The organism is Singulisphaera rosea (genome assembly GCF_054877945.1).
Map to the genome: position 1 here is coordinate 261,262 of NZ_JBTYIP020000007.1, position 24,822 is coordinate 286,083.

Here is a 24,822-nt window from a genome sequence, read left to right on the forward strand (position 1 = left end):
CTCCAAGTCAGTGGCCCGACGGGGGGAGGGTGGGCGTCACGGGACCATTCGAGGAGGGTGGAGTGCCGTTCGAGTCGGAAGGAGTGCCGTTGCCGAGGGGGTGCGACCCGTTCGAGGCTGAGTGAACCTCGAGGGGATCGCGGGCCGTGCCGTTCTCCGCGGACGTCGTCCCATTGGCCACTTTCGCCGACTCGTTCGCATGGGACGTCAACCCGTTCGCGGGAGACGAATGGCCGTTCGCGGGAGTGTGGCCGTTGGAGTGCGTCGAGGTCTCGTCGGAATCGGCATGGCCGTTCGCACAGGAGTGGCCGCTGGAATGAGCATGGCCGTTGCCGTTAGCCAGCCCGTTCGCGTGCGAATCCACGCCGTTCTCGTGGTGCGAGCCGTTGGAATAAACGGGCTTCGGGGAGGGCAATTCCTCGAAGAAGGGCTTGGCACTTTTCTGTCCGGGGAGGATTTCCAGTGGGGCGGATGTCGACACCAGGACGGGCTTCGGCCGACGGACCAGGCGCCGTAGGAATCGGAACGAGAGCACCCACAGGATCGCGTTGCTCGTGCGACGAAGCAGCGGCCAGTGGAACAGGTGCGACTCGCCCAAGGTCTCGATGACGAGGAAAAACACCGGGGTGAAAACGATCCCGAACAGGGTGACCCCAAGCATACCGCTGAAGACCGTCAGGCCCAGCGTCCGCCTCATCTCGGCCCCTGCGCCCGTCGAGGTCATCAGGGGCACGACCCCGAGGATGAACGCCAACGAGGTCATGATGATCGGCCTGAGCCGGAGACGGCAGGCGTCGAGGGCCGCCTGGCGAGGCGTCTCCCCCTTGTCCTTCAACATCTTCGCGAATTCGACGATGAGGATCGCGTTCTTGCTCGCGAGCCCCACCAGCACGACGAAACCAATCTGTGTAAAGATGTTGATATCAGCCTTGACGTACCGCACCCCGATGATCGCGCTCAGGAGGCACATCGGCACGACGAGGATGATCGCCATCGGGAGCGACCAGCTCTCGTACTGCGCGGCGAGCACGAGGAACACCATGACGACGGCGAAGCCGAAGATCACCATGGCGGTGTTGCCCGCCTGGAGCTCGAGGTAGGCCAGCTCGGTCCATTCGTAAGTCATGGACTTAAGAAGCTCCGTCTTCGACAGCTTCTCCATCAACGTGATGCCAGTACCCGAGCTGACCCCCGGCGCGGCCGACCCGTTGATCGGTGCGGCCGGATACATGTTATAGCGCGTCAGGACGAGCGGCCCGGTGACCTCCTGGATATCGGCAAGTGCCGCCACCGGCACCATCGTCCCCTGGGCGTTGCGCACCTTGAGCCGTTTCGCATCTTCGATCCGGTGGCGGAACTTGGAATCGGCCTGGACCACAACCTGCCAGGTCCGGCCGAACCGGTTGAAGTCGTTGACGTAGAGCGAACCCAGGTAGATCCGCAAGGTGTCGAAGAAGTCCTTCAACTGGACGTCCTTCGCCATGCATTCACGACGATTCACATCAACATATAAAGATGGGACATTCGCCCGAAAGACCGACGTGAGGCCGACGAACGCCGGGCGCTGACCGCCTCCGGGCTTCGTTTCCTTCTTGGGGCCTTTGTTGAAGAGCGCGACCAGGGAGTCCCAAGGAGTCTCGTCGGTCGCCTCGACCTTCATGGCCTTCGCCCGGTCGACGAGGTTCTCGGTCTGTCCCTGCAAGGTCTGGGGCTTGTTGTCGCCCCGGTCCTCGACCATGAATTTGAACCCGCCCGCGCGGCCGACGCCGCGGACTGGCGGGGGACCGAGCACGGTGAGCATCGCCTCGGGCACTTCCTTGTCGAACCGTTCGCGAAGCTTCTTGGCGATGCTGTCACTGGTCAAATCCGGCGTCCGACGATGCTCGAACCCGTCGAGCATCACGAACATCGAGCCGAAGTTCGAGCCGTTCGCACTCAGGAGGAGCGACATCCCCGAAGTCGCCTGGGTATGCTTCACGCCAGGGACCTGGTGGGCGATCTGCTCCAACCGGTTCATGACGGTCATCGTCCGCTCTTGCGACGCGGAGTCGGGAAGCTGGACGTTGACCAGGAGATATCCCATGTCCTGCGACGGGATGAATCCCTTAGGCGTGTGATTGAAATCCCAGTAGGTCAGGTAGAGCAGGGCTCCGTACCCGAGGCACACCAGCATGCTCACGCGGAGCATCCCTGCAACCAGCTTTGTATACGCGTTGGTCGCGTGGCGGAACCCGGCGTTGAAGAGCCAGAAAAAGCCCGACAGTAGCCAGTTCAGGATTCGGGAGACCAGCCATCCCGCAAAGATCCCAACAATCGTCGAGCCGAGCGCAATAGCCCACCAAGTGGGAATGTCTCCACGACCGACCTTGGCCAGAACCCAAGGAGTCAAGTGGGCCCAGCCTAGCCAACCTCCAAACGCGGCGATTGCCGGACGCGGCAATGCGTCGGAAGTGCCCTGGGTTTTCGGCTTCAACAGCTTCGCCGCGAGCGCGGGGCTGAGCGTCAGCGAGTTGAACGCCGAGATGATCGTGGAGGTGGCGATCGTCAGCGCGAATTGTCTGAAGAACTGACCGACGATCCCGCTGATGAACGCACAGGGCACGAATACCGCTGTCAGCACCAGGCCGATCGCGATGACGGGGCCCGAGACCTCGTCCATCGCTTTGATCGTGGCGTCTCTCGGGGACATCCCGTGTTCGATATGGTGCTCGACCGCCTCGACCACGACGATCGCGTCGTCGACCACGATCCCGATCGAGAGCACCAGGCCGAAGAGCGTGAGGTTATTGAGGCTGAAGCCCATCGCCGCCATGACGGCGAGGGTCCCCACGATCGCCACCGGCACGGCGACGAGCGGAATGATCGCCGACCGCCAACTCTGGAGGAAAACGAGGACGACGATGGCGACCAGCACCACCGCTTCGAAGAGAGTCTTCAAGACCTCGTCGATCGACTCCTGAATGAACGGCGTCGTGTCGTAGCGGATTTCGAAGCCGACGCCGTCGGGGAAGTCGGCGGCGAGTTCCTTCATCTTCTGCTTGACCGCGACGGCGACGTCGAGCGCGTTGGCGTCGGGGAGTTGGAAGATCGCGAGGCTCACGGTCGGGTTGCCATTGACGCGCCCCGAGATGTCCTGGTTCTTGGCCCCGAGCTCGACCCTGGCGACGTCCTTGATCCGGACCAGCCTTCCTTCGGGGGTGGCACGGACGATCACGTTCTCGAATTGCTCGACTTCCGTGAGGCGACCGAGCGTGCTGAGCGTGATCTGGATCTTCTGCCCGGACGCGGTCGGCGGCTGGCCGATCTGTCCGGTGGCGATCTGCATGTTTTGGGAGCGGAGGGCCTCGACCACGTCGCTCGCCGTCATGTTCCTCGACGCGAGCTGATCCGGGTCGACCCAGATGCGCATGCTGTAATCGCGCTGGCCCATCATGTTGATGTCGCTGACGCCGGGGATCCGGGCCAGCTCATCCTTGATGTGTAGAAGCGCGTAGTTGCTCAGATAGAGTTGGTCACGCTTCGCGCCCGGCGAGTTAAGCGCAATGGCAAGGAGAATGTCGGGGGCCTTCTTCCTCGTCGTCACGCCGGTCTGCTTGAGCACGTCGGGCAAGTTCGGCAATGCCAGGCTGACCCGGTTCTGGACCAGGACCTGGGCCATGTTCAGGTTGACGCCGTGCTTGAACGTGACGGTCAGGTTGTACGCGCCGTCGTTCGTGCACTGCGACGACATGTACATCATGTTCTCGACGCCGTTGACCTGCTGCTCGATCGGCACCGCGACCGTCTCGGCGACGACCTGGGCGCTGGCACCCGGGTAGGTGCAGTCGACCTGGACGGTCGGCGGCGAGACCGGCGGATACAGCGCGATCGGCAGGGCGAACAGCGCGATCCCCCCGGCGAGGGTGATGACGATCGAGAGCACCGAGGCGAAGATGGGCCGGTCGATGAAGAAGCGAGAGATCAAGGCCGACTCTCCCGGTTAGAGGGGGCGTACTTGGCCAGGCAGGGATGCCGTCTTGCCGGGGGTCTGTGACGGATCCGCCTTCAGGCGAGGTTCGACCTTCGCCCCGGGCCGGACGCGCTGTTGTCCGCTGACGATCACCAGTTCGTTGACGTCGAGTCCCTTGGTGACGACGCGATAGCCGTTGTGCGAGACCCCCACCGTCACCGTCCGGTCGACGACGACGTGGTCGATCCCGTCATCCGCCTTCTTGGGCTCGCCCTTTTCGGCCTTCTCGCTCGTCGCCACAGCGACGGGGGCCTCCTTCGCCGCGTGCCCCGTCTCCCCCTTCTCGGACTTCGCGTCCTTGGGCTTGGCGGGCTTCCTCTTCTCGTCTTTGACGACAAAGAGATACTTGCGCCCCTGATCGGTCCCGATCGCTTCCTCGGGGACGAGGATCTCCTTGTGGGGGCTGCCGATCGGGAGGTGGACCTTGGCGAAGAGGCCCGGCGAGAGCACCCGGACGGTCGCCCCTTCGCGGGCGAGCGGATTCGCGATGATGCCGCGGACCCGGAGCGTGCCCGTGTTGGGGTCGATCTTGTTGTCGCTGAAGTTGATCTCACCCTTGTGGGGATAGCCATCCTCGTCGGAGAGGCCGATCAGGACGGGGACCTGGGCCTCGCGGATCGACTTGACCTTACCCTCGCGGATCAGTCGGCGTATCTTGAGCATCGTCCGCTCGTCCATGTCGAAATAAACATAGATCGGGTCCTGCGAGACGATCGACGTCAGAATCGTATCGTCGGCCTTGACCAGGTTCCCGGGGTCGATGAGTCGTCGACTGAGGCGGCCCGAGATCGGGGCCGTGATCCTCGTGAAGGTGACGTTGAGCTTGGCGAGGTCGTGGTTCGCCTTCGCGATGCCGACGGCCGCCTCGGCCTCGGCGCGGTCGCCGGTGACGCGGTCGAATTCCTCGCGGCTCACGCCCCCCTTGCTGTACAAGTTCTTCACGCGACGAAGGTCGGCGTCGAGCCGATTCAGCCGAGCGATGCCCTGGAGGATGTTCGACTCGTTGCGGGCGAGGTCGGCCGCATACGGCCTCGGGTCGATCTCGAAGAGCAAATCACCTTCCTTGACCTCGTCGCCGTCCTTGAATTGGACCTTGTCGAGGTAGCCGGTGACCCGGGCGCGGACGTCGACCGAGAAGATCGCGTCCGTCCGGCCCGTGAACTCCTCGAAGTCGGTGATCTCATCGGTGATGGGGGCGCTGACGACGACCGTCGGCGGTTTCGTCGGGGGGATCACCGGCTCGTCTTGGCCACAGCCCGAAAGGACGACCCCCGCCGCGGCGAACATGGTCAAGAGAAGATGTGTCCGCATCGAGTTCCCGGGACCTCCGACCAAAGATCAAGCAATGTGGGGATGATTCCGACCGAATCTCAAAAAGGGGCGCGGACCGACCCGGCGGACGTTCGATCGCCCGCGAGGGCCCTCGGGACGATACCGGACAATTGGGCCTCTCGGGCCCGGTCGCGATCCCTCCCGACATCTAGAGCTAGGCGATTCCGTCGGGGGGGGACGGCTTGATATTTTTTGAAAGCACGATCGACGAGGAGGGCGATCTAGCAACGTCGCCCGGCAAGGTATGGAATTCCTTAACCATTGTAGCGGAACTCCCGCCCCGGGCAATTCGCGAGTGCCGAGGCAGAGTCCCAAGTCCTTATGGACGAATTTCTTAAATCTTCGAGAACATTATTGATAATCGTCCGAAAACGTGGCGTGTACGTCATTTCGTGGGTTTGAAGTCTCCCGAAAAAAATTGGATGGAGTCACTTCGGTGCTCGGCCGCGACGTTAGGTAAACCTGGGGAGCACTCCACGGGTCGGGGTTGGGAAATTTGGAGCCATGGCGGATTCGACTTCCCTCGGAATCCCGCGATCATTACACTCTTACGTTCGCCCAATGGAGAACGGTCGCCCTCCGACGTTCGGGAGGAGTCAGGCCGGGCGTGCCGACTTGGGAACCCCGAGTACTGACGATGATCATCGTTCTGAAGCCGAATCCGACCCCGGATGTCATCCAGCACGTCCTCGAGCGGATCGAAGCGTTGGGATTTACCCCACATCTGAGCCAGGGGGTCTCCCGGACGATCATCGGCGTGATTGGGGACGAGGACAAGCTCCAGGCCGAGCCTTTGCAAGCGATCGCGGGCGTCGAGCAGGTGGTCCCGATCCTCAAGGCGTACAAGCTCGCGAGCCGCGAGTTTCATCCTGACGACTCGGTTTTCGACATCAAGGGCGTCAAGGTGGGCGGCGGCCACCTGATGATGATCGCGGGCCCGTGTGCCATCGAGAGTGAAGAGAGGCTGGTCGAGATCGCGGAGAAGGTCCGCGACGCCGGGGCGAATGTCCTTCGCGGCGGTGCCTTCAAGCCGAGGACCTCGCCCTACAGCTTCCAGGGGCTCGGCGAAGACGGGCTCAAGATGCTCAAGGCAACCGGCGAACGATTCGGGATGCCCGTGGTCACCGAGGTCATGGACCCGCGCCAGGTCGACCTCGTCGTCCGCTACACCGACATCTTCCAGATCGGTGCGCGGAACATGCAAAACTTCGACCTGCTCAAGGAAGTCGGCAAGACCAAGACCCCCGTCCTGCTCAAGCGGGGGATGAGCGCGACGGTCAAGGACTTGTTGATGTCGGCCGAGTACGTCCTCGCGCAGGGCAATCGCGAAGTGATCCTCTGCGAGCGTGGCGTGCGGACCTTCGAGGACTCGACGCGGAACACTCTCGACCTCTCGATCGTCCCCAACGCGAAGGGTCTCAGCCACTTGCCGATCATCGTCGACCCGAGTCACGCGACCGGTCGGCCCGACCTGATCCCGGCGATGTCCCGGGCGGGAGTTGCCGCGGGGGCCGACGGCGTGCATATCGAGGTCCACTCGTGCCCCGAGAAGGCCCTCTCGGACGGACCGCAGGCGCTCCTGCCCGTGCAATATGCCCAGCTCATGGATCAACTCCGGCAACTCGCCGAAGTGCTGGGCAAGACGATCGACGTCTGTGGTGGAGTGACTGTTTGATGCGTCCCCTGTTCATCGCGGGCAACTGGAAGATGAATCCCCCCACGGCCGAAGCGGCCGTGGCATTGGCCGAGGCCGTCAAGGCGGGCGTCGGGACCACGACCGAGGTTCGGGTCGCCGTTTGCCCCCCGGCTCCCTTCCTCTACCAGGTCGACGCCGTCCTCGCGGGCTCGCCGATCGGCCTCGGTGCGCAGAACATGCACTGGAAGGCGGACGGGGCTTACACCGGCGACGTCTCGGGGGCGATGCTCCAGGACGCCGGCTGCACCCACGTCGTCCTCGGGCACAGCGAGCGGAGGCACGGCCTCGGCGAGACGGATGCCCAGGTCAACGCCAAGCTTCACAGCGCCATCGGTGTCGGCCTCATCCCCATCGTTTGCATCGGGGAAACCCTCGAGGAACGCCAGGCAGATCAGACGAATGACGTCGTCGTCGGGCAGTTGACCGGCTCGCTCGCAGGGCTTTCCCCCGAGCAGATGGCCGGCGTCGTGCTCGCGTACGAACCGGTCTGGGCGATCGGGACCGGCTTGACTGCGACCCCTGAACAGGCCCAGGCGGTCCACGAGTACATTCGCGACTGGCTCACCAGCAAGTTCGGCGAAGCGACCGCGGCCCGGGTCGTCGTCCAATACGGGGGGAGCGTCAAGCCCGACAACGCGGCCCAGCTCCTCGGGGCACCCGACATCGACGGGGCCCTGGTCGGCGGTGCCAGCCTCAAGGCGGCCGATTTCCTCGGGATCATCAAGGCCGCCGTGGACGTCACGGCCAAGGGCAAGGATTGACGGAAACCCAAGGCAACCGCCGGGTTTTCCCGGCAGACGCGAGGATGGCCACCCCATCCTCGCCGGACTCTAAACACTAGGCTTAAGGACTTCGGCCGTGGGAATCCTCAGTGGTATCCTGAGCTCGTTGTTGGTCCTGACCTCGCTCTTCCTGATCTGCCTGGTCCTCATCCAGCGCGGCAAGGGGGGCGGACTCGCCGGGGCCTTCGGTGGTGTCGGCGGGTCGAGCGCCTTCGGGACGAAGGCCGGCGACGTCTTCACGAAGGTAACCATGTGCGTGGCGGGCTTCTGGTACTTCCTCTGCATGATCCTCGTCATCATCGCCAACCGCGGAGCCGACTCGGCCTGGGACAATAGCACGTCACCGGCGACCACCAAGGTCTCGAAGGACATCACGGGTACCGTCGGTGGCAAGGCGAGCAAGGACGCCAGCTCCACCATGCCGCCCCCAGTCGTCCCCGCCCCGTCGACAACTCCGGCTCCCGCGGCCAAGATCCCGAGCTCGAGCCCGGCGGCCCCGACGGATGTCCCCGCCATCCCGCCCGCCAAGTAACGGGCATTGAGACCGACCGAGTCTTCCCGAGGTCTTCCCTCGAGGAAGCCGGATTCGAACTGAGGACGGGCCTCCCGATTTGGGTTGAGGCCCGTCCTGCTTGTGTGAGTGGCCTGACCTTCCCACCTCGATTTTGCCCCTGCCATGAGGTCTCCGTGCTGCTGAGCATGACCGGATTCGGTGAAGCCCGGCTCCAGGAAGAGCGTTGGCTCGTCAGCGTCGAGGTCAGGACGGTGAACAACCGCCACCTCAAGCTGAACGCCAAGATTAGCGAGCCCTACGGTGCGCTCGAACCGGAGCTGGAACGGATCGTCCGCGAGTCGGTCCGCCGTGGCACCGTCCAGCTTGCTCTTCGAGTCGATCGTCCCCGTCGTGCCGAGGACTATCGCCTGAATCTGGTCGCCTTAGAAAGTTATCGAAATCAGCTTGCGAGCCTCGCAGGCGAGGGGGCGGGCCCCGTCGCGGTCGGGTCGCTCCTGGTCCTCCCCGGTGTGGTCGAGGAGAGGAAACCTTCGACCGACGACCCGAAGGACGATTGGCCCACCCTTGCGAGGGTCGTCAGTGAGGCCTTGGGTAAGCTCCAGGCCGTGCGGGCCGAAGAAGGCCGTATCATGGCCGAAGAACTGCTCGTCCTCGGGAAAGGGGTCGCGACGCACCTGAGCCGGATCGCCGAGCGTGGCCCGGACGTGGTGGCCTCGTATCAGAAGCGACTCACCGAACGAGTGCAATCGCTGGTCGAGGGCCAGGGAGTCACGATCCAGCCTGCCGACCTGCTTCGCGAGGTCGCCATCCTCGCCGAGCGTGCCGACATCTCCGAGGAGATCGTCCGGCTCCGTGCCCACCTCGCCCAGTACATCGACGTCATCCACGAAGTCGAGAGCTCCGGGCGGAAGCTCGAGTTCGTCGTCCAGGAGATGGGCCGCGAGACCAACACGATCGGCTCGAAGGCGAACGACGTCGAAATCAGCCGCTCCGTGGTCGAGATCAAGGGCCTGCTCGAGAAGATCCGCGAGCTGATCCAGAACGTTGAATGAACATTCGACCACAGTGATAATTGGAACCACTGTGGATCTGTTCGTGCGTGTTGTACGAGCGGGACGGCTTCGAGGCGTGATCGATCGAGAGGTCCATGAACGATTGGGCGGACTTGGCCGGTAGGCTCATGGTGGTCTCGGGAGCCTCGGGATCGGGCAAGAGTACGCTCGTCCGCCGGGCGCTCGAGCATCCTGGGGTCCGGGCACGACTCTCGATCTCGGCGACGACCCGTAAGGCGCGAACGGGCGAGGTCGAGGGGCGGGAATACTTCTTCCTCACTCGCGAAGCCTTCGAACAGCAGCGTGCCCACGGCCGGTTTCTCGAGGACGCCGAGGTTCATGGCAACTTCTATGGGACACCGGCGGGCCCCGTTCGAGAATCGCTGGAACGCGGCGAGTGCGTGCTCCTCGAGATCGACGTGCAAGGGGCCTTGCTCGTCCGCGAGCGGGTCCCGTCGGCCGTGCTCGTCTTCGTGAACGTCCCCAGTTTCGAGATCCTCGAGTCGCGGCTCCGCTCCCGCGCCACCGACGACGAAGCGACGATCGCCCGGCGGCTGACCAACGCACGTTGGGAATTCGAGCAGGCCGGCCTCTACGACCACCAAATCCTGAACCTCGACCTCGACCGGGCCGTCGACGACCTGGTCGCCCTTCTGAACCGACATGGCTGCGGAGGATGATCCCTCGATGCTCGAAGAACTCAAAGAAGAATTGATCGTCAACAAGGTCGGCGGTCGCTTCAAGCTCTCGACCCTGATCCAGAAGCGGATGATCGCCCTGAACCAAGGTGCACGCCCCCTCGTCGACCTCCGAGGCACCGACAAGATGACGATCGTCATCCAGGAGATCATGCAAGACAAAATATTTCTTGATCTGACGGGCAACCTCCAGACCAGCGAGCCGACCGAGGAGGAGGAAGAGGGCGGGACCGTGGATCTTACCCAGCCCTCAGAATAGTCGGGTCCGTCCCGGGGCCGCACGATCACGGGCCAGGATTGCGAAAGCCGCCGGTGCGGCCCGGCCGATCTGAAGTTGTCGATCCCGGCGCTCTTCGGGCGCCGGCCGGGCCTTGGGTGGCCAGAATCGCCCGAGCCTGAGACTTCAGTTCGCGCCGAGGGATTACTATGCTTGACCGACAGCGACTGGCGCGGAACGGCCCGGCGTCGTTTCTCCTGCTCGCGTCGCTCTTCCTCGCACTCAGCCTGGCCCACTACAACCCGGCCGATGCGCCGGGCCTCGCCTCCGAGCCGGCCATCAGCCCGCCCAGCAACCCGTGCGGGCCGGTGGGTGCGGGGTTGGCGCACCTCCTGTTCGCGACCGCCGGCTGGGCGTCCTACCTCGTCTTGCTGGCCGCCGTCGCGATCGACATCCTGTCCTTCCGCCGTCGTCGCGTGCCCGAGGTGTCGACGCGACTGATCGGCCTCCTCCTGCTGATCGTCGTGGCGTCCGCCCTGATCCAGAAAGGGCTCCCCGGATTGGAGCCGTCGCACCCGGTGGGTGCCGGCGGCTATCTCGGCGCGATCACGATCGCATTCCTCGAGGGCCACTTCGGACCCTGGGGCATGCTCCTCATCCTGCTCTCAACCGGGGTCGTGGGGGCCTCGCTCTGCTACGATGCCCTCGTGCTCTGGCCCGTCCAGGAGTTGATGCACGTCTTGCTCCCCAACGGCGGACGTCGCGCAGCCGCCGGGCTTGGAGAGGTCTCCCCATCGACTCAGTTGATGACCTCGCACTTCGGCGTCGAATCGACCCCGGGACTTCCCCCGCCGATCAATCCTCGACCGGCTCTCGTTCGCACAGCCCTCGGCGTGTCCACAGGGGAGGCCGCTCCGCGGGGGTTGACTCCGGCACAAGCGGCCGCGAAGCCGGCGGCCTCCTCGTTCACACTCCCGCCGATCCCCGCCGGCGGAGGATTTCAACTCCCGCCACTGGAACTCCTCGAACCGGCTCCGGAGATCGCGGTCCAGGAGCACGAGGCCAAGCTCCTCTCCCGGGCCTTGCTCCTCGAGCAGACCTTGCTCGAGTTCGGTCACCAGGTTCGGGTCGTCCAGATGGACACGGGGCCGGTGATCACCCAGTTCGAGATCGAGCTCGAAGCGGGCTTGAGGGTCTCGCGGATCGTCGGACTCGCCGACGACCTGGCCCGTGCCCTGGCCGTGCCGAGCGTCCGCATCGTCGCTCCGATCCCGGGAAAGACGACCGTCGGGATCGAGGTCCCGAACGAGCGTCGGACCATGGTGAAGTTGGGTGAGGTCGCCAGGGCGAACGACGGACGTACGGATAAGCTCAAGATCCCGCTCTTCCTCGGCAAGGACGTCAAGGGCGTTCCCCTCACCTTCGACCTGGCCGACATGCCCCACCTGCTGATCGCCGGTCGGACGGGTACCGGTAAGTCGGTCTGCTTGAACGCGATGATCCTCTCGATCTTGATGACCAAGCGGCCCGACGAGGTCAAGCTGATCTTGATCGACCCCAAGATGGTCGAGCTCTCTCAGTTCAAGCGCATCCCCCACCTGATGCACCCGGTCGTCACCGACATGAAGAAGGCGGAGTCGCTGCTCGCCTGGGCGTGCGACAAGATGGACGAGCGCTACGGGTATCTCGCCCGGGCGGGGGTCCGCAACATCCAGACGTACAACCAGTTGACACCCGAAGAGATCTACACGCGACTGAGACCCGAGGACGAGGAGGAACAGGCGAGGATCCCGACGTACATGCCCTACATCGTGATCATCGCCGACGAGATGGCGGACCTGATGATGACCGCCGCGAAGGAGGTCGAGTCGCACATCGTCCGGCTGGCCCAGAAGGCCCGGGCGGTCGGGATGCACCTGATCGTCGCGACCCAGAAGCCGACCGTCGACGTCATCACGGGTCTGATCAAGGGAAACCTCCCGGCGCGGATCGCGTTCCAGGTCGCGAGCCGAGGCGACTCGCGCGTCGTCCTGGACGAGATGGGTGCCGACAAGCTCCTCGGCCACGGCGACATGCTCTTCCTCTTCCCGGGGACGTCGCACATCGTCCGGGCCCAGGGGACGTATGTCTCGGACATGGAGGTCAACCGCGTCTGCCACTACCTCGAGCAGTACCCGGCCGAGTTCAGCAAGGAGCTCGTCCAGCTCCAGGTCGGCAGCGGCCCGGCGGGCAAGGATCGCGGTGCGGCGCTCAAGGAGCGCGACGAGCTCTACGAGCCGGCGATCGAGGTCATCGTCCGCGAAGGGCGAGGCTCGTGCTCCCTCCTCCAGCGCGCCCTCGGGATCGGTTACGGCCGCGCCGCTCGTCTCATCGACTTCATGGCCGAGGACGGCATCGTCGGCGAATTCAAGAGCGGCTCCGCCCGAGAGGTCCTCTACTCGTGGGACGAGTGGGAAGCCATGAAGAACGGCAGCAACAATAAGGCGAGCGTCGCCTGATCGAGCTCCAAACGAAGTCACTCGACGAGGCCCGCGGCCCCTGACCAAAGATCAAGGGGCCGCGGGTCCACGGATCCCTCGCGAGGCCGGTCGTCGATTCATGAAACCGGCAGGACCCCGGCCGATCGCCAATGCGTCCCGTCCCACCGCAAGTCATTCACCGCGACGAACTCGATCCCGATTCGGTCGAAGTCGTGCGGCCCGAGATCGTCGAGGATCGAGGTGAGCAGGACGCGAATGACCACGCCGTGTGCCACGACCACGATCGTCTCTCCCTCGTGCCGTTTCGCCAGCTCGAGAAACGACGGGACCACGCGAGTCGACATCTCCTCGAACGATTCGCCCCCCTCGTGGGTGAATCGGAGATCCCCTGCCTTCCAATGCGTCATCGCCTCGACGTAGATGTCCCAGCCTTCGTCCTTTCGGACACCACTGAGCGGGCCCATCCGCCGCTCGTGGAGCGTCTCGATCACCTCGGGCGAGACCCCGCAGGCGAGCCCGATCGGCTCGGCGGTCTGCCTGGCGCGTCGCATTCCCGACGAATAGACCGCAGCGGGTTGGATCGGGGCCAGGCGTTGCGCAACGGCCGAGGCCTGGCCCAATCCGGCCTCGCCCAGGCCGATGTCGGACTCGGCGCCATGGAAGCAGTCGGGGGCCGCGGTCTCGGCGTGTCGGAGGAGGAGGACGCGGGTTTCTCGCAATGTCTTGCCCTCAAGGTTGATAGTGTCATTCGCACCGGGGCGCACGTTCTCGCGCGTTTCCGGGCAATTCGGATTGCCGATGGGCTCGACTACGCCCATGATGGTGGTCTGAATTCGCCTGGGCGCCCCATCGGCCAGGCTCCCCCCCTGGCGGTGTTGATTGAGGAGTTCTGATGGCCGACGCGTTGAAATATCGGACAATCCTCCTCTTCGGGATGCCGGGGAGCGGCAAGGGGACGCAGGGAGCTGTGCTCGGCCAGTTGCCCGACCTTGTCCACGTCTCCATGGGCGACGTCTTCCGCAAGATCCCCAAGTACGGCCAGTTTGGCAAGGAGATCGAGCGTTACACGTCGACCGGGAACCTCGTCCCGGACGACCTCACCGTGCGGATCTGGGAACGACATATCAAGATCCTCGAGATGCAGGAGTTCCTGCTCCCGAACCAGCACACGCTCATCCTCGACGGCCTGCCCCGCAACTACGCCCAGGCCGAGCGGCTCGACAGCATCCTCGACGTGATCCAGATCTTCCACCTGAAGATCAACGACGCGGTCAAGGCGAGCGAACGCCTCAAATCCCGCGCATTGCGTGAGAACCGCCTCGACGATATGAACGAGGAAGTGATCCGCCGCCGGCTGAACACGTACCATGATGAGACGTTCAAGACCTTGAGCTTCTACCCCCCGGACGTCGTGTTCGACGTCGACGCGGGGCAGTCGCCCATCGAGGTCCTCCGCGACATCATCAACCGGATGGCGGAGATCCAAAAGACCTGGCAGGGCGTCCGTCGCTGATGCCTCGAGCCGGCCGCCGGGGGCGGGTCTGCCCCGAGGTACACACCCCGCCGCGGTGGATCCTCATCTCTCCTCCACCCATGAACTGACGCCGACAGCATCCTCAGGGAGACGATCGAGATGGCGGTCCAGCATCCCACCTTGGCCGAAGGCTCGGGCGGAGGCCCTGCGTCGAAGACGTCGGAATTCACCCCGTACGTGCCCGACGGTAGCAACATTCCCGAGATGACATGGTCGGCGGTGCTCCTCGGAGTGATCCTCGGGATCATCTTCGGGGCCTCGTCGCTCTACCTCGTGCTCCGGGTCGGGCTGACCGTGTCGGCCTCGATCCCGGTGGCCGTACTCTCGATCACGGTCTTCCGCGCGCTGTCGAAGATGCTCGGCACTCGGCACGCGACGATCCTCGAGAACAACATCGTCCAGACGACCGGGTCGGCCGGAGAATCGATCGCCTTCGGCGTCGGCGTCACGATGCCCGCCCTGATGATCCTCGGCTACGACATGGAGTTAACTCGCGTGATGCTGGTCGCCTGCCTCGGCGGCCTCCTCGGCATCCTGATGATGATCCCGCTCCGTCGAGCCTTCGTCGTCAAACAACACGGCGAGCTGCCGTATCCAGAAGGGACCGCCTGCGCCCAGGTCCTGATCGTCGGCGAGCAGGGTGGCTCCAGTGCAAAGACCGTCTTCGCCGGATTCGGCCTGGCGTTCTTCTATCAGTCTCTGATGGAAGCCATGAAGCTCTGGCAGCAATACCCGACGAAGGCCCTCCACGGGTTCAAAGGGGCGTTCCTCTCGCTCGACGCATCCCCGGCGCTCCTGGGGGTCGGCTACATCATCGGCTTCCGCATCTCGAGCGTGATGGTCGCGGGGGGGCTGATGGCGGCCTTCGTACTAACACCCGAGACCGCCTTCTTCGGGGGCGCCGCGACCAGTCCGGTGTTCCCGGGGACCAAGTTGATCTCGAAGATGTCGCCTTCGGAGATCCGGAACGCCTACGTCCTCTACATCGGGGCCGGGGCCGTCGCGACGGGGGGCATTATCAGCCTCTTGCAGGCCCTGCCACTGATCCTATCGTCGATCCGCTCCGGCATCCGCGACCTGTCTTCGACGGGGGGAGGCAACTCCTCGCGACGCACCGAATCCGACCTCCCGCTCTGGTTCGTCGGCGTCGGTTCCCTGGCGCTCGTCGCGGCGATCACGATGTCCAAGCTCATGCCGAGCAACTTGCCGGTCCAGATCGCGGGCGCGGTCATGATCGTCCTCTTTGGCTTCCTCTTCGTGACCGTCAGCTCGCGACTCACGGGCGAGATCGGGTCGTCCTCGAACCCGATCTCGGGGATGACGGTCGCGACCCTCCTGCTGACCTGTTTCTTCTTCGTCTTGATGGGCTGGGTTGGGCCGGAACACCGGCTCGCCGCGTTGTCGATCGCCGGGATCGTCTGCATCGCCGCGTCCAACGGCGGGACGACGTCCCAGGATCTCAAGACGGGCTTCCTCATCGGGGCCACGCCGAAGTTTCAACAGCTCGCGATCCTGATCGGAGCCTTGACCTCAGCCATCGTCATCGGGGCCACGCTCCTGGTGCTGAACAACGCGAGCACGGTCATCACAAGCAAAGCCGAGTACCTCCCGACCGTCCGTGCCGACGTCTCGACGCTCACCGAAACGACCACGCATGAAGGCAGGCCCTATCACGTCTGGCGGGTCGTGAATCCGATCCAGGGCGCCCAGCCCGGCAAGTACCTGGTCGACGATTCCGGCCAGGCGCAGTTCCTCGTCGATCCCGCCATCAACGGCCGCGTGAATAAGCGAGACGACGGTTCATCGGTCGTGAAGTACGACGCGCCGAAAGCAACCCTGATGGCACTGATCATCGACGGGATCATGACCCGGAAGTTGCCCTGGGATCTGGTCCTGATCGGGGTCTTCATCGCCATCCTGATGCATCTCGCGGGCGTGCCAGCCTTGGCCTTCGCGGTTGGGGTGTACCTCCCGCTCGCGACCTCGATGCCGGTGTTCCTGGGAGGTTTGCTGCACGCCGCTGTGGACAAGCTCAGGAAAGGTTCCAACGCCGATTCCGACTCGAGCCCGGCCGTCCTCCTCTCCAGCGGTTACATTGCGGGCGGGACCATCGCAGGGATCCTGATCGCGATCGTGCAGATCATCCCCGGCGCCCCCACGTTGCTCGACCTCTCTGCCAGGTTTCCCTCGTCCTGGAACGAGAGCGTTTGGCCATCCCTGACGGCCTTCGGATCCATGGCGTTGGCCCTCGCCCTGGTCGGACTCGGCGTCATTCTCAAGAGCGATGACCCGGCCGCCGCGACGCAAGTCGAAGCCAAGGAAGAGAACCTGTAAGCACTCGACGGATCAATCAACGCGAGCCCTGATACGGAGACTGCTCCACGATGTCACACCGACGGAACGCCGCGTTCGCCGTGCTCGCCCTCATCGGGCTGGGAGGGACTGTGCTCGCCGACGAGGGAATGTGGGTTTTCAATAACCTACCCAAGGCGCATCTCAAGCAGACCTATCAGTTCGAGCCGACCGACGCCTGGGTCGAGCAACTGCGGGCCTCGGCGGTGCGATTCAATAGCGGTGGTTCGGGCTCGTTCGTGTCGTCGGACGGTCTGGTGATGACCAACCACCACGTCGGCGCCGACATGCTTCAAAAGATCAGCACATCCCAGAAGGACTATCACCACGACGGGTTCCTCGCGAAGTCTTACGCCGACGAGATCAAGGCGCCCGACCTCGAGTTGAACGTCCTGGTCGGCATCGAGGACGTCTCGGCACGCGTGCTCGGGGCCGTCGAGCCGGGCAGCGATGACGCGGCGGCGGGGATCGCCAAGCGCAAGGCGATGTCCACGATCGAGAAGGAGTCGTTCGAGAAGACCGGGCTCCGCAGCGACGTCGTCACCCTCTATCAGGGCGGCCAGTACGCGCTCTACACGTACAAGAAATACACCGACGTCCGACTCGTCTTCGCCCCCGAGTTCGACATCGCCTTCTTCGGCGGAGATCCCGACAACTTCGAATTCCCCCGCTACGACCTCGACGTCTGCTTCTTCCGCGCCTACGAGAACGACAAGCCGGCTCGCCCCAAGCACTACCTGAAATGGAGTGCCGACGGGAGCAAGGACGGCGAATTGGTCTTCGTCGCCGGGCATCCCGGCCGGACCAGCCGGCTGAATACGGTCGCCCACCTCGAATACCTCCGCGACACATCGTTCCCGTTCGTCCTCAAGGTTCTTCACGATCGTGAAGCCTTCCTTCTCGAATACAGCAAGAAGGGGCCGGAGCAGGCCAGGAGGGCGAAGGACGAGCTCTTCGGTTACCAGAACTCGAGGAAGGCCCGCGAAGGGGGCCTCAAGGGGCTTAAGGACAAGGACCTGATGGGCCGCAAGGCCGAGGCGGAGAAAACGCTTCGCGACCGAGTCCAGGCCGATCCGAAGTCGAAGGCCGCGTACGGGGCGGCCTGGGACAAGATCGCCGAGGCACAGAAGGTCTCCGCGGCGATTTCCAAGCGTTACAACTTCCTCGAACGAGGGTTTGCGATCGACTCCGAGCTTTTCCAGGTCGCTCGGAGCCTCGTCCGACTCGCCGAAGAGAAGACGAAGCCCAACCCCGAGCGGCTCCGAGAATTCAGAGACTCGGCGCTCGATTCCTTCAAGCTGGCCTTGTTCTCCGAGGCGCCCATCTACGAGGACTTCGAGTCGGCGAAGCTCGCCCACGCGCTGGCCTTCTGGAAGGCCGAGACGGATCCCGCCGACCCCCTCGTCGAGCGGGTTCTCCGCGGCCGGACGCCGGAGACGGCGGCTGAGGCGTTGGTCAAGGGTTGTAAGCTTGCCGACGTTTCGACTCGCCGCAAGCTCGCAGAACTCGGGGTCGACGAGCTCGCCAAGCTCGACGACCCGATGATCAAGCTCGCGCTCGTCGTCGATGCGGACGCTCGGGCGGTTCGCAAGCGATTCGAGGATGACGTCGAAGGGATCCTCTCCGCCCAGTACGCCCTGATCGCCAAGGCAACATTCGAGGCGCAAGGGGCGTCGGTCTACCCCGACGCGACCTTCACGCTTCGTCTGGCATTCGGGACCGTCAAGGGGTACGAGAACGAGGGCAAGCTGATCCCCCCCTACACCCACATCGAAGGGGCGTTCCGGCACGCCGAGACTCATGGGAACACGCCCCCCTACGAGCTCCCGACGAGCTGGCACGAGGCCCGCAAGGACGGCCGGCTCCGACTGAAGACGCCGCTGAACTTCGTCTCGACGGCCGACATCATCGGGGGAAATTCCGGCAGTCCTGTCGTCAACCGAAACAATGAAGTGGTCGGCCTGATCTTCGACGGCAACATCGAGTCACTCGTCCTCGATTTCGCCTACGATGACCGAGTCGCCCGCGCCGTGTCGGTCGACTCGAGGGGGATCGTCGAGGCCCTCCGCTCGGTCTACCACGCCGATGGGTTGGTGAAGGAACTCACCGGCCACTGATTCGGCTCGAAACCGTCCCTTGGAAAAATGACGACAACGCCCGCCGAGGACCTACGATCCTCGGCGGGCGTCACGACTTCGAAGGAGCGCGTCGGTAGGGACACGACTCAATGCGGAGCGTCGGCCTGCCCGTTGAGGGGTTCTCCCCCTTCAATGAAGACGCCGATCTTGCGGAACTTGTCGTATCGCCTCTGGAGGAGCTCGTCCTTCGGCAGATCAGACAGCTCTCGGAGCGAGCGGAGCAGCCACGACTTGAGGTTGGAGGCGGCCTCGCGATGGTCGCGGTTAGCCCCAGCCAGCGGCTCGGGGATGACATCATCGATGATCTGCATCCGGAGCAAGTCGCGACTCGTCATCTTGAGTGCTTCGGCGGCTCGGGCCGCGTGGTCGTTCGACTTCCAGAGGATCGTGGCACACCCTTCCGGGCTGATGACCGAGTAATAAGCGTGCTCGAGCATGGCAAGGCGGTCGCCGACGCCGATTCCCAGGGCGCCGCCGGATCCCCCTTCTCCGATGACGACGCAGACGATCGGGGTCTCGAGCTGGCTCATCGCCATCAGATTTTCGGCGATGATCGCGGCCTGTCCACGCTCCTCGGCGGCGATCCCGGGATAAGCCCCCGGCGTATCGATGAAGGTGATGATGGGGAGCCCGAACTTGGCCGCCATCTTCATCTTGATGAGCGCTTTCCGGTAGCCCTCCGGATGGGCACATCCGAAGTTGCAGGCGGTCCGCTCGGCGAGGTCTTTCCCCTTCTGGTGGCCGACGAACATGACCTTGTCGTCGCCGAGGTGGGCCAGGCCGGTGACGATCGCATGGTCATCGCCCATGGCCCGGTCGCCGTGGAGCTCGACGAACTGGTCGAAGATGAGGTCGATGTAGTCGCGGGTCTGCGGCCGGCTCTTTCGGCGCGAGACCTGGACCGTGTTCCAGGGGCTGAGGTTGGCGTAGATCGTCCGCTTGAGGTTGGCCAGCTCCCGGCGGAGCCTCCGGATCTGCTCGGCGATCGCCGTGGAATCGACACCGGCGCGGTTCTTGGCGTAATTCGCCTCCATCTCGCCGAGGCGCGATTCCATCTCGAAAATCGGCTCTTCGAAAGGGAGAGGGGGCTCACTCAGGCTGGCCATGGGCGGGAGGGTCCTTGCTGTCATCCGCTCGAATTCGGCCGGGGCGCGGGCGCCAGCCGGCTTATGTCAGAACGCAGCCCCGTGATGGGCCACCGGGCTAGGGTCATCCTTGAAGATGCGAGTTCGCCCCAATCGGCTCAGGAACTCCTGAAAACTCGGCAGACGATCCGCCGGACGCTTGTGGAGCATGCTCAGGATAAGGTCGTTGTATTCCGGCGTGACCGACTTGTTGTGCGCCACGAGCGGAATCGGCCGTTCATTCAGGTGCTTGCGAAGCAACTCGGTCGTCGAGTTGGCGCGGAACGGCGGCCGTCCGCACGCCAATTCATAGCAGGTGATCCCGAAACTGTAAATATCGGAGCAAGGCTCGGGGGGTTGCCGGAGGATCTGTTCCGGCGACATGTAGCTCGGCGTCCCCTGCCGGGGCGACTTAACGCCGAGGAGCTTCTTGAGGCCCGAAAACGGCTTCATCGCGAGCGCGTAGTCGATGACCCGGACCTCGCCCGACTTGTTGACGAGGATATTCTCGGGCTTGACGTCGCGATGGATCCAGCCTTTCTCGTTCATATACATGAGGGCCGAAGCCGCCTGCGTGATGATCCGATGCAACTGCGTATAGGGCATCGGATAGACCGACGGCCGGGCGATCGGCAGCTTCAGGTGATAGGCCGGGAACAGGTCCATCACGAAGTACGGCTGGGTCGAGTGCCGGAAGTATTCGTGGACCCGGATCAAGTTCGGGTGCCGAAGTTGCATCCCCAGCTTCGCCTCGAACTCGAACAAGCGGCGTTCGGAAGCCTCCACCGAGCGGCTCGACTGGAGTTGTTTCAACGCGAACCGCTTCCCCGTCGAGTCCTGGATGACTTCCATCACGACCGACGTGGCGCCGGGATGGAGGGTCCGAACGTATCGGAAGCCTCCAATCCTTTCGTCACCAACGATGTTCGTTTCTGCCGACACTGGTCATCCTTCCGCTCGGGTCCGTTTCGTCGGCAGGAGATGTCCCGCCGCCCCGCGTAAAGGAGTCGCCCAACCCATTCATCTTACCAACCGCCGACCGCCTCGGCAAATTGGGTCGGCAGTCGGACAAGTCGGCATTCGTTCGGAGACTCGCGCGGGGCGCAACCTGCCTTAACTGACTACGTGTCGAACCATCGCGTCGTGACGTCGAAGACGCGTGAGAATCCCTACGTTTGCAAGCCTGATGCCAACTCGGGACCATTTTAAGGACACTGAGAAATACCCGGCGACCCCGAAAGAGAGGCTCTCAATCGAGACCGACACGATTTCGGCGGCGTTCGAGCCGGCCGGGCGGCACTCAGATCACGGAACGATCCGGCAGGACCGTGTATTTCGGGATCACAACGACCTGGTCGCGGATGACATAGTTGGGCCCATCCTCGTCGGGGCCTCGTCGCGACTCGCTACAAATCCGCACCCCTCGACCGATCCTCGCATTCTTATCGATGATCGCGTCCTCGATCACCGAGTCCGCCCCGATCCCGATGGAAGGCCGGTTCAGTCGGACGTTCTCCTCCAGGTGCTTCCGCTGTTCGTAGTTGTCGGCGCCCATGATGTAGGCGTTGCGGAGCGTGACGTTCTCGCCGATCTGAGCCCGGACCCCGATCACCGAGTTCTCGATCACCGAGCCCCGGCCGATCACGCAACCGTCCGAGATCAAGCTGTTGGTGACGGTCACGCCCGAAAGTCTCGAGCACGGGAGATAACGGGGCCGGGTGAAGATCGGATGGTCGCCGTAGGTGAAGTCGAACGGGGGCTCGTCTCGGGTCAAGTCGATGTTGGCCTTATGGAAGGCGCCGATGGTCCCGATATCCTCCCAGTAGCCGTCGAAGAGGTGGGCCTGGACGCGATGCCCTTCGATGACCTGAGGGAAGACCTCTTTGCCGAAATCCGCCGCACTCCCGCCCGAGAGCATCTGGACAAGTGTTGCACGGTTGAACAGGTAAATTCCCATGCTGGCGAGATAGGGTCGGTTCGCCGCCTGGATCCCGAGCCGCTCCATCCAGTCGGGCGACGTCCAGACTCGGGCGAGCTTCTCTGGGGTCTTCGGCTTTTCCTCGAAGTCGATGACCCGGCCCGTGGTGTCGATCCTCATGATCCCGCAGGCCTTCGCCTCCTCCTCGGCGACCGGAAGGGCAGCGATTGTCGCTTCGGCCTTGGTCTCGAGATGCGTCCGGATCATGTCCTGGAAGTTCATCCGGTAGAGTTGGTCGCCGGAGAGGATCAGGACGAGGTCGTAACGGGTTTCCGTGAAGTAAGGGATGTTGCGCCGCACGGCGTCGGCCGTCCCCTGATACCAACTCTCGTGCAGCATCGTCTGCTGCGCGGCGAGGATCTCAACGAATCCCCCGCCAAACGGGTCGAACTTGTACGTGTTCGTAATATGACGATGGAGGCTAACGGAGTTGAACTGCGTGAGGACGTAGATCTGGCTGAGTCCGGAATGAATGCAGTTGGAAATCGGGATGTCGATCAGACGGTATTTCCCCGCGATCGGAACGGCGGGCTTGCTCCTGGACTTGGTGAGAGGGTAGAGACGAGTCCCGCGACCACCCCCCAGGATTAAACAGATCACCCGGACCATTGAGATTCCCCCGACCGCTTTGGAAATGGGCCACCGAATCCGGCGGTTGCGTCGACGCCCGACTCGAGCACAGAGTCTCATCGGTCGCAATCGCGATACCATTGAAAGTATCGAACGGAGCGACGGGATGGGAGGGCACGCTCCCGAAGGGGCGCAGAGGAATTCGGGCCGAGGAGAGGTCCTCCCGCCGGGTCGGGCCGGAAACGAACGTTCCCGACCACCCTGGAGGGCGGCAATCGAGCGTGACGAGGTCTCGAGCGTCGGCCCCGAGGGTTACGACCAGGCGGACAGGGGCCGGTCAGAAGCCCGGCCCGGTGGGTGCGAACGCGGTGAAGGATCCTCGGCCTGTCACCAACCAAGGGCCATGTTGGACTCGATGACCCGGCGGGCGCCGTCGAGGTCGGAGCCGGTCTGCTGCATGTAGAGCCGGACGGCGTGCAGCTTGTCGCCCTGGGCCTTCGCCAGGCAGTCGCGTGCCGTCACGCAAGGGTCACCGCTGTTCGTCAGGCCGAGCAGGTTCTTCGAGATGACCCAGGCGTCACGCGGGCGATGGCTGATCCTCAGGACCTCCTCGCTTGGGTAGTTGGATTGGGCGAAGCCCCGCGCCGCCTGCTCATCGTCGACGCACGCGATCATGATATGAGACGTCGTTTCCACCTCGTACAGTGGCATAGCCGAACCCCTTCCTGTGATGTGTGAGAGCCAGGGGCCGATGCGTATCCCGCGACATGGAATGCGGGCAGTCCTTCGCGATCGTACACCCGCCGCACACCTTGGTCAAATCCCTGGTCGGTGGTCGACCGGGTTTTACGCCAGGGGTGCGCGGGGTCGGCGAAGTGTCACTCCGCGGCCATCCCGCTGGCCACGGTCTGGGCATCCTCGAAGAGCTGTGCCACGATCAGACTCCCCTTCGCGACGACCTCTTCGCCGGGGGCCAACCCTCGGGCGACGACGACATGGTCGTGCCGCTCCTGCGCAACCACGATCCGACGCTTCTCGAACCGATCGACCGACTTATCGCTCTTTTCGTCCTTGGCGCCTTTCTCGTCCTTCTCGTTCGCCTCGTTCCTCCGGCGAGCGGGCTTCCTCACGAACACGAACTCGTTGCCGCTTGCGGAAACCATCGCTTGTCGAGGGATTGTGGTCTGGCCCGGAGAAGGTGGGATGTCGAGCATCGCCCTCACGATCATCTCGGATTTGAGGCGTCCGTCGGGATTCGGGATCGAGGCCCGGACCTTGACCGCGTGAGTGTCCTTGGAAACCTCGCTAGCCACGAACTGGACGGTCCCGCGCACCTTTTCCTGGAGGAACGGGAACTGGATTTCCATCGTCTGACCGACCTTCACCTTGTCCTGGTCGAGCTCGTAAACGTTGACGTTCACCCAAAGGTGGTCGAGCGGGGCGATGACCATCAAGACGCTCGAGGTCTCATAGTAGTTCTGCGGGACGACCTCACGCTCGATCACGATGCCGTCCGCGGGCGACACCAAGGTCATCTTGGCCTTGTCGTTGACATTGCCGTAGTGGTCCGAGTCGGGGGCCGAGTCTCCGAGCGGCTCGAGGAGGGGGGCGATTTCCTCTTCAGGGACCTTCAAGATCTTCAGCTTGTCCATCGCGAGCGTGTAGTCGAGTCGGCTCTTCTTCTCGTCGTTCTGCGTGTCGACCCAAACCTGCTTCGGGATGGCCCCCGTGGTCACGAGCCCCTGTCGGACGTCGAGCAGATTCTTGTCGTGCCGCCACTGGACGTACTTGCTCTGGAAGTCGCTCTTGGCCGAGGCCAGCTCGGTGCTGTGCAGCTCCACAAGAGGATCTCCCTTCTTGATCTTCTCCCCGAGGGTCGCGTAGACCTTCTCGACCAGGGTGTCGAATCGAGGGCGGATTTTCGTCAAGGTGTCGGGGTCATAGGCGGTGCGTCCCTGAACCTCGAGGACGATCGGCTTCGTCTGCGCCTCGACCTTGGCGACCTGGAGGCCGATGGCGGCCTGCTCGTCCGCGGTCAGGTGGACCAGCCCGTCCCAGGTGGTTTGTTCCTTGACACGGACCGGGACCGGGGCTTCTTCGTGGTTGGGCGAGTGCGGTTCGAGCGAAGAGACCGACTTCTCCACGTAGTGGACGGCGTCCAGGACCTTGGCTTTCGAGATCCCGCCGAAGTAGGCCGCCCCCCCCATCCCCGCGATCGCGACGATTGCCAGCGTCAATTTCCAGAGCATGATCGGAGTCTCCCCCTCCAACTTCGCCTCGCGGCGAAGGACATCAAGAGTATGGATGACGGATGAATAGCATTTCACGGGCCGAGTCGACGAGCTC

Annotated in this window: 18 protein-coding genes; 10 read left to right on the forward strand and 8 right to left on the reverse strand. The window is 63.8% G+C overall.

Translation table 11 applies throughout. The features are described 5' to 3' along the window. Positions 1 to 7: 7 nt before the first annotated feature. Both ACYOEI_RS15435 and ACYOEI_RS15440 read right to left on the reverse strand, forming a co-directional pair. Positions 8 to 3,964: an efflux RND transporter permease subunit gene (locus ACYOEI_RS15435; RefSeq protein WP_462850407.1), complete on the reverse strand. Its 3,957-nt coding sequence runs from the start codon at positions 3,962 to 3,964 to the stop codon at positions 8 to 10. A 15-nt stretch (positions 3,965 to 3,979) separates the two neighbouring features. Next, positions 3,980 to 5,320, reverse strand: a complete 1,341-nt coding sequence (locus ACYOEI_RS15440; RefSeq protein WP_462850408.1) for an efflux RND transporter periplasmic adaptor subunit — start codon at positions 5,318 to 5,320, stop codon at positions 3,980 to 3,982. A 658-nt stretch (positions 5,321 to 5,978) separates the two neighbouring features. Between ACYOEI_RS15440 and aroF the strand changes: the two genes are divergently transcribed. From aroF to ACYOEI_RS15475, 7 genes are all read left to right on the forward strand, one after another. Next, the gene (aroF, locus tag ACYOEI_RS15445) at positions 5,979 to 7,016 is read left to right on the forward strand and encodes a 3-deoxy-7-phosphoheptulonate synthase (protein WP_462850409.1); all 1,038 of its coding nucleotides are present in this window, start codon (positions 5,979 to 5,981) and stop codon (positions 7,014 to 7,016) included. Continuing rightward, on the forward strand, positions 7,016 to 7,798 hold the full coding sequence (gene tpiA, locus ACYOEI_RS15450; RefSeq protein ID WP_462850410.1) for a triose-phosphate isomerase: 783 nt from the start codon (positions 7,016 to 7,018) through the stop codon (positions 7,796 to 7,798). The genes aroF and tpiA overlap by 1 nt, the downstream gene beginning before the upstream one ends. 97 nt (positions 7,799 to 7,895) lie before the next feature. After that, on the forward strand, positions 7,896 to 8,351 hold the full coding sequence (secG, locus tag ACYOEI_RS15455; RefSeq protein ID WP_462850411.1) for a preprotein translocase subunit SecG: 456 nt from the start codon (positions 7,896 to 7,898) through the stop codon (positions 8,349 to 8,351). 155 nt (positions 8,352 to 8,506) lie between these two features. Further along, entirely contained in the window at positions 8,507 to 9,385 is an 879-nt protein-coding gene (locus ACYOEI_RS15460) for a YicC/YloC family endoribonuclease (RefSeq protein ID WP_462850412.1), read from the forward strand. A gap of 95 nt (positions 9,386 to 9,480) precedes the next feature. After that, positions 9,481 to 10,065, forward strand: coding sequence for a guanylate kinase (gmk, locus tag ACYOEI_RS15465; protein ID WP_462850413.1), 585 nt, complete (start codon positions 9,481 to 9,483; stop codon positions 10,063 to 10,065). A 7-nt stretch (positions 10,066 to 10,072) separates the two neighbouring features. Next, positions 10,073 to 10,342: a DNA-directed RNA polymerase subunit omega gene (locus tag ACYOEI_RS15470; protein WP_462850414.1), complete on the forward strand. Its 270-nt coding sequence runs from the start codon at positions 10,073 to 10,075 to the stop codon at positions 10,340 to 10,342. A 167-nt stretch (positions 10,343 to 10,509) separates the two neighbouring features. Then, a complete protein-coding gene (locus tag ACYOEI_RS15475) occupies positions 10,510 to 12,798 on the forward strand; it encodes an FtsK/SpoIIIE family DNA translocase (RefSeq protein WP_462850415.1) in 2,289 nt (762 codons plus the stop codon). Positions 12,799 to 12,896: 98 nt separating this feature from the next. Here ACYOEI_RS15475 and ACYOEI_RS15480 read toward each other — a convergent pair whose 3' ends face one another. After that, positions 12,897 to 13,700 carry a histidine phosphatase family protein gene (locus tag ACYOEI_RS15480; protein ID WP_462850416.1) on the reverse strand — a complete coding sequence of 268 codons (804 nt, stop codon included), beginning with the start codon at positions 13,698 to 13,700 and terminating at the stop codon, positions 12,897 to 12,899. Between ACYOEI_RS15480 and ACYOEI_RS15485 the strand changes: the two genes are divergently transcribed. From ACYOEI_RS15485 to ACYOEI_RS15495, 3 genes are all read left to right on the forward strand, one after another. Further along, the gene (locus ACYOEI_RS15485) at positions 13,673 to 14,293 is read left to right on the forward strand and encodes an adenylate kinase family protein (RefSeq protein WP_462850417.1); all 621 of its coding nucleotides are present in this window, start codon (positions 13,673 to 13,675) and stop codon (positions 14,291 to 14,293) included. The genes ACYOEI_RS15480 and ACYOEI_RS15485 overlap by 28 nt on opposite strands. 120 nt (positions 14,294 to 14,413) lie before the next feature. After that, complete coding sequence (locus tag ACYOEI_RS15490; protein WP_462850418.1) at positions 14,414 to 16,648, forward strand: OPT family oligopeptide transporter; 2,235 nt, start codon at positions 14,414 to 14,416, stop codon at positions 16,646 to 16,648. Between the two features lie 50 nt (positions 16,649 to 16,698). Further along, complete coding sequence (locus ACYOEI_RS15495) at positions 16,699 to 18,783, forward strand: S46 family peptidase (RefSeq protein ID WP_462850419.1); 2,085 nt, start codon at positions 16,699 to 16,701, stop codon at positions 18,781 to 18,783. 107 nt (positions 18,784 to 18,890) lie between these two features. On the opposite strand, the gene ACYOEI_RS15500 is transcribed toward ACYOEI_RS15495, so the two are convergent. The 5 genes from ACYOEI_RS15500 to ACYOEI_RS15520 all read right to left on the reverse strand — a co-directional run bounded on the left by ACYOEI_RS15500 (position 18,891) and on the right by ACYOEI_RS15520 (position 24,725). Next, positions 18,891 to 19,901 (reverse strand): acetyl-CoA carboxylase carboxyltransferase subunit alpha, encoded by a 1,011-nt coding sequence (locus ACYOEI_RS15500; protein WP_462850476.1) that lies wholly within the window; start codon positions 19,899 to 19,901, stop codon positions 18,891 to 18,893. Positions 19,902 to 19,976: 75 nt separating this feature from the next. Next, complete coding sequence (locus ACYOEI_RS15505) at positions 19,977 to 20,870, reverse strand: serine/threonine protein kinase (RefSeq protein WP_462850420.1); 894 nt, start codon at positions 20,868 to 20,870, stop codon at positions 19,977 to 19,979. A 358-nt stretch (positions 20,871 to 21,228) separates the two neighbouring features. Then, positions 21,229 to 22,515 carry a glucose-1-phosphate adenylyltransferase gene (locus ACYOEI_RS15510; RefSeq protein WP_462850421.1) on the reverse strand — a complete coding sequence of 429 codons (1,287 nt, stop codon included), beginning with the start codon at positions 22,513 to 22,515 and terminating at the stop codon, positions 21,229 to 21,231. A gap of 348 nt (positions 22,516 to 22,863) precedes the next feature. Beyond that, a complete protein-coding gene (locus ACYOEI_RS15515) occupies positions 22,864 to 23,187 on the reverse strand; it encodes a DUF6793 family protein (protein WP_462850422.1) in 324 nt (107 codons plus the stop codon). 167 nt (positions 23,188 to 23,354) lie between these two features. Further along, positions 23,355 to 24,725, reverse strand: coding sequence for an efflux RND transporter periplasmic adaptor subunit (locus ACYOEI_RS15520; RefSeq protein ID WP_462850423.1), 1,371 nt, complete (start codon positions 24,723 to 24,725; stop codon positions 23,355 to 23,357). Between the last annotated feature and the right edge of the window lie 97 nt (positions 24,726 to 24,822).

Coding starts and splice junctions, on each gene's coding strand:
- ACYOEI_RS15485 (WP_462850417.1), top strand. CDS start 13,673: ATGGCCGACGCGTTGAAATATCGGACAATCCTCCTCTTCGGGATGCCG.
- ACYOEI_RS15475 (WP_462850415.1), top strand. CDS start 10,510: ATGCTTGACCGACAGCGACTGGCGCGGAACGGCCCGGCGTCGTTTCTC.
- ACYOEI_RS15470 (WP_462850414.1), top strand. CDS start 10,073: ATGCTCGAAGAACTCAAAGAAGAATTGATCGTCAACAAGGTCGGCGGT.
- aroF (WP_462850409.1), top strand. CDS start 5,979: ATGATCATCGTTCTGAAGCCGAATCCGACCCCGGATGTCATCCAGCAC.
- ACYOEI_RS15490 (WP_462850418.1), top strand. CDS start 14,414: ATGGCGGTCCAGCATCCCACCTTGGCCGAAGGCTCGGGCGGAGGCCCT.
- ACYOEI_RS15495 (WP_462850419.1), top strand. CDS start 16,699: ATGTCACACCGACGGAACGCCGCGTTCGCCGTGCTCGCCCTCATCGGG.
- ACYOEI_RS15510 (WP_462850421.1), bottom strand. CDS start 22,515: ATGGTCCGGGTGATCTGTTTAATCCTGGGGGGTGGTCGCGGGACTCGT.
- tpiA (WP_462850410.1), top strand. CDS start 7,016: ATGCGTCCCCTGTTCATCGCGGGCAACTGGAAGATGAATCCCCCCACG.
- ACYOEI_RS15515 (WP_462850422.1), bottom strand. CDS start 23,187: ATGCCACTGTACGAGGTGGAAACGACGTCTCATATCATGATCGCGTGC.
- ACYOEI_RS15520 (WP_462850423.1), bottom strand. CDS start 24,725: ATGCTCTGGAAATTGACGCTGGCAATCGTCGCGATCGCGGGGATGGGG.
- ACYOEI_RS15440 (WP_462850408.1), bottom strand. CDS start 5,320: ATGCGGACACATCTTCTCTTGACCATGTTCGCCGCGGCGGGGGTCGTC.
- gmk (WP_462850413.1), top strand. CDS start 9,481: ATGAACGATTGGGCGGACTTGGCCGGTAGGCTCATGGTGGTCTCGGGA.